Raw genomic sequence first — 8,692 nt, forward strand, 5'->3', positions numbered from 1 at the left:
GTGGTGGTGGAGCTGGTTGCCTTGGTGGCGGTGGCGCTGGTTGCCGATGTGGCGGTACTGCATGAGCGCGGCTGCCAGCTTGCGGGGCTGCCCTGCCGGCCGCTGATCGACTTGGTGCCGGGCTATCCTCGAAAACCATGTTAGCGGAAATCGGACCAGTATACCTGGCAAATTTTCCTAGAATGACCGTGCATTTAAGTGCATCACAAACAATTTCGTTAATCACGCTGCCATCGCCAAGTTCTATCGTGATATGTCGCATAGCCTGACGCGATTCTGGCTGCGACCCGACCGGCTGCCCGTTCTGATAGTTATGGCCATTGAACACTCCTGAAAAGCCGGGACTGACACGCACGTAACGCTGCCGATTTCCCGAGCCGCGGCAGTAAACGGTTTGCACATGTAATTCTTTGATACGGCAGCCGGTACCGATCTCAATCCGCTCGCCATCGGCGGCACACACCTTCAGTGATTGCGACACGTCGGTATGATTGATGCGCAGAGCAGTGCTGCCCAAGGAAGCATTTTGCACCTGCACCCGCTCAAGCTTCATCCGTCCGCTCAGCGTTGACAGACAGGCAGCGCGCACATTGCGTGCCACGACTTTCCCGCTGATCGTGGAAAAGTCTCCCGAAACGGCAACATCTTCCAACAAAAGGTCGCCACTCATGGTGGCGATTTTGACCGAGGGCTCGGTACCGGCTGACGTACGCAAACGCCGCAGGCTGATGTCACCGCTCATGGTATTCATGCGCAAGTCGGCGCGGACAAGTACATCTTTGAGCTCCATGTCTTTTCCCATGGAATCGAAAGTTCCGGCTATCTCTCCGCCGCTCTGGAGATAAGCATCGTCGATCCAAGCGCCCGGCCCAGCAACATCTTCGTCTTCCCATTCTGAAGAGGACTCGGAGCTGCGGTCATTACGCATAGAGGAAGAGCTGAAACTCCATGTTCCGCTGCGGCTAGCATCGAAGAAACTGAATCGGGGAAACATACTGATTTCCTTTTAAGAAAATACCAAGACAGGGTCAGCGCTGAATCACTGTCGTGAGCAACTGCCGAGATCAAGGAAGTGAAAACCTCCATTACATGACTGGTCGCAGCTTTCTCAATTGAGAAATGTCATGAAAATCGATCAAAGTGCAGATTGCAAGCTGATAATTTTCCCAATACCACTGAACTGCCCTGCGGTCGGCGGCACGGAAACAAGCAAAACACCTTGACATGCCCATTTTCCGAGCCCAAAATACTCGAAAATTAACCTACCAACTAGTTGGGTTATACGCACCATAGCAGTAACAGAATTCACAAAAGGCATTCCACATGAAGCAGCAAATCGTCATCATCGGCGCTGGCCTCAGCGGCCTCTATGCGGCATATTTATTAGAACAGCGCGGCTATAGTCCGCGCCTGCTCGAAGCGCGCGCACGTCTCGGTGGCCGGATTATGGGCAGCGCAGCAGCAAACCGGACCCATGAGTTTGAATTCGGCCCCTCATGGTTTTGGCCTGAGTTAAATCCACGCATGCAAGAATTGCTCACGGCCTTGCAACTGCCGTATTTCAATCAGCACACTATCGGCGCGACGCTCTCTGAATCAGCTAGCCAGACTTTGCAACGTTGGGATAATGCTGACGACGATATCGCATATCAAAGACTGGAGGGCGGCATGACGATGCTGATCAAGACCTTGTCCGCGCGTCTGAAGTGCACTGAAGTGCAACTAGACAGCCAAGTGCAAGACATTCGGCAGCGCGACGATGGTCGCTTGGACTTATCCTTGCTGCATCAGGGTCAGAGTGAGCTGATCGTAGCCGATCGTGTCATCACCGCTATGCCACCACGCTTGTTGGCGCACAGCATGGCATGGTTGCCCGCTTTGCCGCCTGCCTTGACTGCCCAATGGAGCGATACGCCAACCTGGATGGCCGGACAAGCTAAATTAGTGGCCACCTATCCACATGCTTTTTGGCGCACAGCCGGCTGCTCCGGCGAGGCGCGCAGTCAGCGCGGGCCGATGACTGAAATTCATGATGCCAGCAATGCAGATGGCAGCCAGGCCGCCTTGTTCGGCTTTATCGGTCTGCCGGCAGCGACGCGTCAGCATTATGGCCGAGAGCAATTGATCGCCCTCGGATTGCAGCAATTGGTGCGCTTGTTCGGCCCGGAAGCCGCCACCCCCGATTGGATAGAGATCAAAGATTGGGCCACTGATGCGCATACCGCCACGGCCGCGGACAGCCAGGCAGTGCGGCATCACCCGACTTACCGCAAGCCGGCTTTGCCAGCGCACTGGGCGGACCGGGTGTTTCTGGCTGGAACCGAGTTCAGTGCGCGTTACGGTGGCTTTATGGAAGGCGCATTGGATGCGGCACAACAAGCTGTCTTGGCGCTTGATCAGCACTTGACAGCGGCCGGCTCAGTGCCGGCCTGATGCCGTCATAGTTTATTGCTTTGCCACGCGCCGCGCTGACTGCGCCGGTAACAGCAGGCGCATCAGATTGTGGGCGATCTGGGCCGGGCCGCTCGCGTTACGCATACCGCGGCCGGCGACCATCGCTCCTTCCAATGCAGAGAGCAAAGTTTCAGCAACATCTGTCGAATTGAGCAACTGGTTCAATTGCCCGGCGCGTTGACCATCATCAATCACTTGCACCAGCCAATCGAGATTGACGGAAAAAAAATGCTGTACTTCGTAGGTAATATCTGCCGGCAGAGAACTCGCTTCCGCACCCAACATGCCACACACGCAGAGGTGCTGCTCGACCTTATAGGTGTCTTCAAATAATGCCGCATAGGCCGTCAAACGTTCCGCGGCCTTGACATGCCGCGTTTCGATCTGCAGCAAAAACTCCTTGAAGCGGTACGTATAGCGCTGCACAACCACCGTGGCTAACTCGCTCTTGGTCGGAAAATGGTGATGGATACTGGGCTTTTTAATGCCGACCAAACGCGCTACATCATCATAGGAAAAACCGTTATAACCGCGTGCTTGAATCAATCCTTCTGCGGCGTCAACGACACGTTCGGCGGTGCCGGAAATTTCTGAAAAATGCTTCATGTCGACTCATTTTGCTGACCAGGCAAATGGCCAGTTTTAACTAAGATCAAACAGCCATGTTCACTCCGTGGCGTATGCGTACTCAAGTGTGGCATGCGTATCCAACTTCCCACCGGATAGCTGCCGTCCTCATCTTGCCAGCTCCCGCTCACTACCCATAGCTCGGCACCGCCGCGGTACTGCTGATGTGAAAATTGCGTGCCCGCTGCTACTCTGAGCAGGAATACTTGTTCACCGGCGAATTTGGAAAGTTGCACCACAGCCACACCCGTCAGCGCGCCCGGCAACCAGTCGGCCTGCTCGGTATCGACCACGCAGCGTATGCTATCGTGCGGCTGCATATGACGCAGCTTGACAAACAAGGTGCAGCCATTGACGGTGTAAGGCGCATGGGCCGAGCCCGGGGGATTTTTCACATAGGTACCGGTTCCATAGCTGCCATGCTCATCATTGAAGTCGCCTTCCAGCACCAAAAATTCTTCGCCCAAATCATGCGTATGGCTGAAGAAGCGAGATCCGGCAGCATATTGAACCAGCGAGGTGGCGCGCGCGACTTCAGCACCATCGCGTTCAATCAGCTTGCGCAGCACTCCTGGCATCGGCGTTTCGGTCCAGACTAAACCGGCGGTCTGCACGACCGCGCGCAAGCTTAAATCGGCATGTATTTGCATTCCTCGCCCTGTATTTACCAACAAACTAATTGGTAGGCATTTTAGTTAAAAAGCGTAGTGCTGTCAAACCGTGATCTGACCATACAAGCTGAGGACTTGACGGCGGTGCTGCCGGTAACATCCGGCGTCCCAAGCGAGGATGGTCAAACTGGTCGTTGTTGACGGTCATGCCGGCAGCAGCGTCCATTCCAACCGAGAACAAACGCGCCGCCCTTGGCTTTTTCTCAATGGAACGACAGTCCTGCCTGCCGCTTCAATTCATTACTCAATTTCAGACAATTAACTTGTAAATCGGCCGACACATGGGAGCAAGGCACGAATACCTGGGCGTATTTTTGCGATAGTGCGATCGCATCCGTGTTACTGGCATGAGGGTTGCGAGAGGTGCAGTTCAGCAGCGCCGCATACATCTCTCGCAGCGCTTGACCCTGCAAACCAAATTTGGTCAATACGGTATTGGCCACTTCCTGTACCTGCTCACGGTTCCAGCGCCCCTTATTGAGCAAGATCGGTGCCGGCAGCGCGGCCGGCGGAACTGTGACATCTGGCGGACTGGCGCGGCTCGTCGCATAGCCGGGCTTGGATGTTGGTGCCGACTGAGACGACTGATCTGAGCAAAACTGGCTGCTGTGGCTGCGCTGCCCAGACTCCGACTCTGGCGCACGCTCATGCCTGCTATCGGCGGCGCCAGCGAAGCGCGGCGGTGGCGGATAAGCGCGCGTATGTTCTGAGGCCCTCGGCAGGTCGCGTTGAAAGTCCGCGCGCGGCGCGGCCGCGTATTCGTGCACATGCATATTCGGCGGCACGAAACCGGTATATCGCGCCCCCTTACCTAACATCACATGACAAGACAGCGCCTCAAATTCAATGTAGTCGACCACACTGCGCCGTCCGATTTCTATCGTAATATGCCGCGCTTGCGTAGGTAGGAAATCGGCACCGACGGGATGCCCATTCTCATAGCGAAGCCCATTGAGTGAACCAGAAAACCGGTGGCCGACGCGAATATTGCCGACGCCAGAAAAACTCGGTGTCGCATTTTGTGAGCGCGCCTGCAAGCGCCGTATGTGGCAACCGGCACCAATCACAATCCGCCCGCCATCATTCGCTGCAGCAATGAGCTTTTTAGAAATAACGGTATGGCGCAACAGCATATTATTGCTGTGCAACTCAACCGTTTGTACTCTCGCATGATTCAGTTCCAGCTGTCCGCTGCCGGAAAAAATAGACTCCACATCGAGTTTATATCCTTCAATATCTCCGTACAAGTTCACGATGCGCCCGGGAACCTTGACATGAGCTAAATAAATGTCCCCGCAAAGGCTTTCGATATACAGTGAAGGGCGCTCGGCCTCACGGTGCTGCATCGTATCGATATCAATTTTTCCGCTCAGGCTTGTCAAATACAAATCGCCACGCAGGGTAGTCTGACGCACCACCATCGGCTCGGTTGTGGTACAAAATTGCCCTTCGACATAAATTCCAGTCGACAACAACGGTGTCGGTTTGAACTCGCCGCTACGACACTCGGCCTCCTCGTCGGAACTGCTGTCAGACGCATTGGCATAGCAATACGAGTTCGGAGAGAAAGTGCCGTTGAAAGCAGCGCTGTAACGGGACTGAGAAAAATAAGCATTCGAGAACATCGTGATTTCCTCTTCAAAAAATAAGCGAAACATGAGATGGTAGCCAAGCTTGCGTCGAGCAAGATCAACTTAAAAAACTGATACGGGTAAAGTGATCATAAATGAAACGAGTGGGACTTTTCAAATAGGAAAATTCTGAAAATATTGTAAGAAATTTCTTAAAAAAATTTCTCGATGATGGCAGCCTATTACGTAGCAAGGAATACGCCGAGCACATTGCGGGCATCAACATCACACGATAATATGAGCACATTCCAATTGTATGCAGGAGAACACTAATGCGTTTCAGTCACCCTCTTTTAACATTGCTGGCAAGCTTAGCCATATCCAGCTTGGCCCAGGCAGAAACGCTGCGCTGCCCATCCGAGATCCATGTCGTACAGCAATTGCGCGACGCCCCGGATGGCTGGCTGCGCAACGACAGCGATGATCAACATAGTTTTACCAATGTCCGATTTTCAGAAGACGAACCGGCGCAGCAATTCTTTTTAGCGCCAAGCAAAACCAGCAAACAAAAAGGGGCGCTGGTGAATGTATGGAACTTCACGCCTTCGAAGCAAGGCTATTGGGTTACTTGCCAGTACCACGAAACGCGTGCCAGTTTGGCACTGAAACTGCCGGATCACGTCCGCAGTTGTAGCGTCACTTATGATGTGAAATTTTCTGTGCCGATTGTGACGACGATGGACTGCCGTTGAGCGACGTGATCGCGTCAATCTCACGGCTCTTCATTATGCAAATTCAGTATCTTTATCTTGCAAAAAGAGGTATACCTATTCTATTGGGATAGCTTTGACTCATAAGTCAGATCACCCAGATACGACACCCTCGCCCTCTTTATGGCCACTTATCTTCGGTTCCACTGCAATTTGCTCTCGCAATGAGAAAGAATTGGGAAACTCGTTGTCGCCTGTTTTGCATCGAGCAAAAAGCATAGGGAAACACCAAATACGAACTCCGCTTGATCCATGCAGCTTAGCAAGCTGTCATCACTCACAAGGTAATCATCTATGCGTATCAATCTAATGCGGCTGGTTCCGCTATTGTTTCTGCTTTTTATGCCTTTGACACAGGCGATCACCCTATAAAATTCTGACTGGAAAATTGAGATTGATCCAGCAAGCTTAGCGACCTCAGCCACATTAGCTTCCGGCGAAGTGCTGCAAATTTCTTCTCCAGGCAAAGTCGAATCCACCACACAAATCAAAGAAAACAGTTCCAGCGCCAGCTGGCAATTCGGTGCCGAGACTACCGTGCTGGCGCAACTCAAGGCCAGCGTTCTGACGCTACAGTTTTCGCGTATGACCCCAGGAAAAATGCAATGGCCAATCGTGCCTTCTGCTGCGCGCGCGTTGATCCTGCCTATTCATGAAGGCTACTATGTTCCAGCCAATGACAAAGACTGGCGCACGGCACTGGCGAACGATTATCAGGGTATGAACACGACCGAAGACTTGAGCTTGCCGGTAGTCGGTTTTGATTTTGGTAAACATGTTTTGTCGCTCATGTTCGCTAATCCATACAATAATTCTCTGCACTTTACCCCGGACGCAAAGGGAATCGGTTTTGCCGCTGATCACAGTTTTACTACACTCGATACCAAACGCTCGTATGAAGTACAAATTGCACTCAATGGCCCTGACTGGCTATCACCAGCAAAGCAATATCGGCAATGGTTACAAGCACGTGGCGAATTCGTCTCGCTGAAAAATAAATTAGCGCTGGCAAAAGATGGCGATCGCCTCATCGGTGCCAGCCATATTTATCTGTGGGGCGAGCGACTCATCGTTGCGCAAGACGTAAAAAACTGGTCAGTGCTGCAAAAAATTATCCCGGCTGACTGGATAGGCGGTGACGACTCTTGGATACAAGAACAGGCTAAAAAAGCCTTGAAGACATCTGATCTCGGCAGCCGTCCTCCATTGCAAGCGAGCTTAGTGGCGGCAATCAATCAAGCGCTGCTACGACTCGCGCCGGGCGATGAAGCTGCGCAGATAGAACAACGCCAGCAATTGGCACTGAAAACCCTCGGTGCCGCGCTCAAGCCACCAGATAGTTGGGGGGACTCCAATTCCAGCAAAATGATAGCGCAACTACATGATGCTGGTTTGTCAAAACTATGGATAGGCTTGCCGCAATGGACCGCCGGATTTTCCAGTCCGGCAGGCATACACGCGGCACGCGAGGCCGGCTACTTGATTGGCCCCTATGATTCTTACGACACCGCACTGCCCGACGGTAACGACAGTCAAAGCTGGTTGAGCGCGCAATTAGGGCAAGATGCATTTAGCCGTTGCGGCATTATGAAAAAAAATGGTCAGCGTGAAACCGGTTTTCGAGGGCTGGGCGTGTACACAAATCCGAGCTGCGTACGTCCCTTGATGGAAAAGCGCGTGCCGGAAATTCAAGCACTCAGCCACTACAACAGTTGGTTTCTCGATGTCGATGGCACGGGGATGTTGTTTGACGATTACGACCCAGCCAAACCCAGCTCGCAAGCACAGGACGCAAAAAATCGCATGGCTGCAATAGCCTGGATTGCCCAGTCTCAGGGCATCATCGTCGGTTCAGAAGTCGGTGGTGCCGTGGTCAATTCAGGTCTCAGCTTCGCCCATGGTATGCAAAATTCCGGCTTTGGCTGGGGTGATGCCGATATGCGTAAGAATAAGTCATCACCCTATTATTTAGGTTCTTGGTATCCGCAACACGAACCGAGTTTTTTCTTTAAAACCAGTTCAATCAAACCGCTCTATCAATCCTTATATTTCGATCCGACGAAACGCTTACCACTGTTCCAAGCGGCATTTCACGACAGCGTGGTGACGACGAACCATTGGACAGTGGATAACCTGAAATTCAAAGAAACGCGTGCCAGCACCGAACTGTTACAGCAACTCTATAATGTGCCGCCGCTGCTCAATATCAGCTTGGCTACCGCCGGCAAGCGCATTCCTTATTTGCTGCGGCTCGATGCCTTCTTTCGCCCCATGCATCAACGCTTGTACCAACAAGCCTTAACTGAGTTTCGTTGGCTGGCACCGGACGGCCATGTGCAGCAAACACAGTTTGCGGACGGCACGCAGATGATTGCGAATTTTGGGGATCAATCATGGACGGAAAAAAATCAGCGCATCCCCGCTCATTCTGTTTTAGCGATTCTGCCCGACCATTCAACGCTGCGTTTGCAATCCAATCAGCGCGATTACTAGGGAGAGGCGGGCAAGTGTTCAAACAATCTCAGCCAACAACTTAATGGATCGTCGCAAGCGACGATGGAAAAGACTCTGGAAGGGGTTTGCATCCCCTCCCATCGCG

7 protein-coding genes are annotated in these 8,692 nt (G+C 52.7%); 3 read left to right on the forward strand and 4 right to left on the reverse strand.

Annotated elements, in window-relative coordinates; genetic code table 11:
• On the reverse strand, window positions 1-994 hold a 994-nt coding region (locus QN359_RS18840; RefSeq protein WP_323493610.1), incomplete at its 3' end, for a DUF4097 family beta strand repeat-containing protein.
• Window positions 995-1,323: 329 nt separating this feature from the next.
• Between QN359_RS18840 and QN359_RS18845 the strand changes: the two genes are divergently transcribed.
• Window positions 1,324-2,433 carry a flavin monoamine oxidase family protein gene (locus QN359_RS18845; RefSeq protein WP_322250579.1) on the forward strand — a complete coding sequence of 370 codons (1,110 nt, stop codon included), beginning with the start codon at window positions 1,324-1,326 and terminating at the stop codon, window positions 2,431-2,433.
• Between the two features lie 12 nt (window positions 2,434-2,445).
• On the opposite strand, the gene QN359_RS18850 is transcribed toward QN359_RS18845, so the two are convergent.
• The 3 genes from QN359_RS18850 to QN359_RS18860 form a co-directional block, all read right to left on the reverse strand.
• Entirely contained in the window at window positions 2,446-3,060 is a 615-nt protein-coding gene (locus QN359_RS18850; RefSeq protein WP_322250577.1) for a TetR/AcrR family transcriptional regulator, read from the reverse strand.
• The gene (locus QN359_RS18855) at window positions 3,057-3,731 is read right to left on the reverse strand and encodes a cupin domain-containing protein (protein ID WP_322250576.1); all 675 of its coding nucleotides are present in this window, start codon (window positions 3,729-3,731) and stop codon (window positions 3,057-3,059) included. The genes QN359_RS18850 and QN359_RS18855 overlap by 4 nt, the downstream gene beginning before the upstream one ends.
• A gap of 224 nt (window positions 3,732-3,955) precedes the next feature.
• The gene (locus QN359_RS18860) at window positions 3,956-5,377 is read right to left on the reverse strand and encodes a hypothetical protein (RefSeq protein ID WP_322250575.1); all 1,422 of its coding nucleotides are present in this window, start codon (window positions 5,375-5,377) and stop codon (window positions 3,956-3,958) included.
• A 278-nt stretch (window positions 5,378-5,655) separates the two neighbouring features.
• Between QN359_RS18860 and QN359_RS18865 the strand changes: the two genes are divergently transcribed.
• Entirely contained in the window at window positions 5,656-6,075 is a 420-nt protein-coding gene (locus QN359_RS18865; RefSeq protein ID WP_322250574.1) for an STY0301 family protein, read from the forward strand.
• A gap of 459 nt (window positions 6,076-6,534) precedes the next feature.
• Complete coding sequence (locus tag QN359_RS18870) at window positions 6,535-8,586, forward strand: glycoside hydrolase (RefSeq protein ID WP_322250573.1); 2,052 nt, start codon at window positions 6,535-6,537, stop codon at window positions 8,584-8,586.
• Window positions 8,587-8,692 lie beyond the last annotated feature (106 nt).

This window comes from Undibacterium sp. 5I2 (assembly GCF_035019605.1).
Lineage (GTDB): Bacteria > Pseudomonadota > Gammaproteobacteria > Burkholderiales > Burkholderiaceae_D > Undibacterium.

Bases quoted from the DNA above. Each gene is read 5' to 3' on its own strand.
- QN359_RS18850 (WP_322250577.1), bottom strand. From the start codon at position 3,060: ATGAAGCATTTTTCAGAAATTTCCGGCACCGCCGAACGTGTCGTTGAC.
- QN359_RS18865 (WP_322250574.1), top strand. From the start codon at position 5,656: ATGCGTTTCAGTCACCCTCTTTTAACATTGCTGGCAAGCTTAGCCATA.
- QN359_RS18845 (WP_322250579.1), top strand. From the start codon at position 1,324: ATGAAGCAGCAAATCGTCATCATCGGCGCTGGCCTCAGCGGCCTCTAT.
- QN359_RS18855 (WP_322250576.1), bottom strand. From the start codon at position 3,731: ATGCAAATACATGCCGATTTAAGCTTGCGCGCGGTCGTGCAGACCGCC.
- QN359_RS18860 (WP_322250575.1), bottom strand. From the start codon at position 5,377: ATGTTCTCGAATGCTTATTTTTCTCAGTCCCGTTACAGCGCTGCTTTC.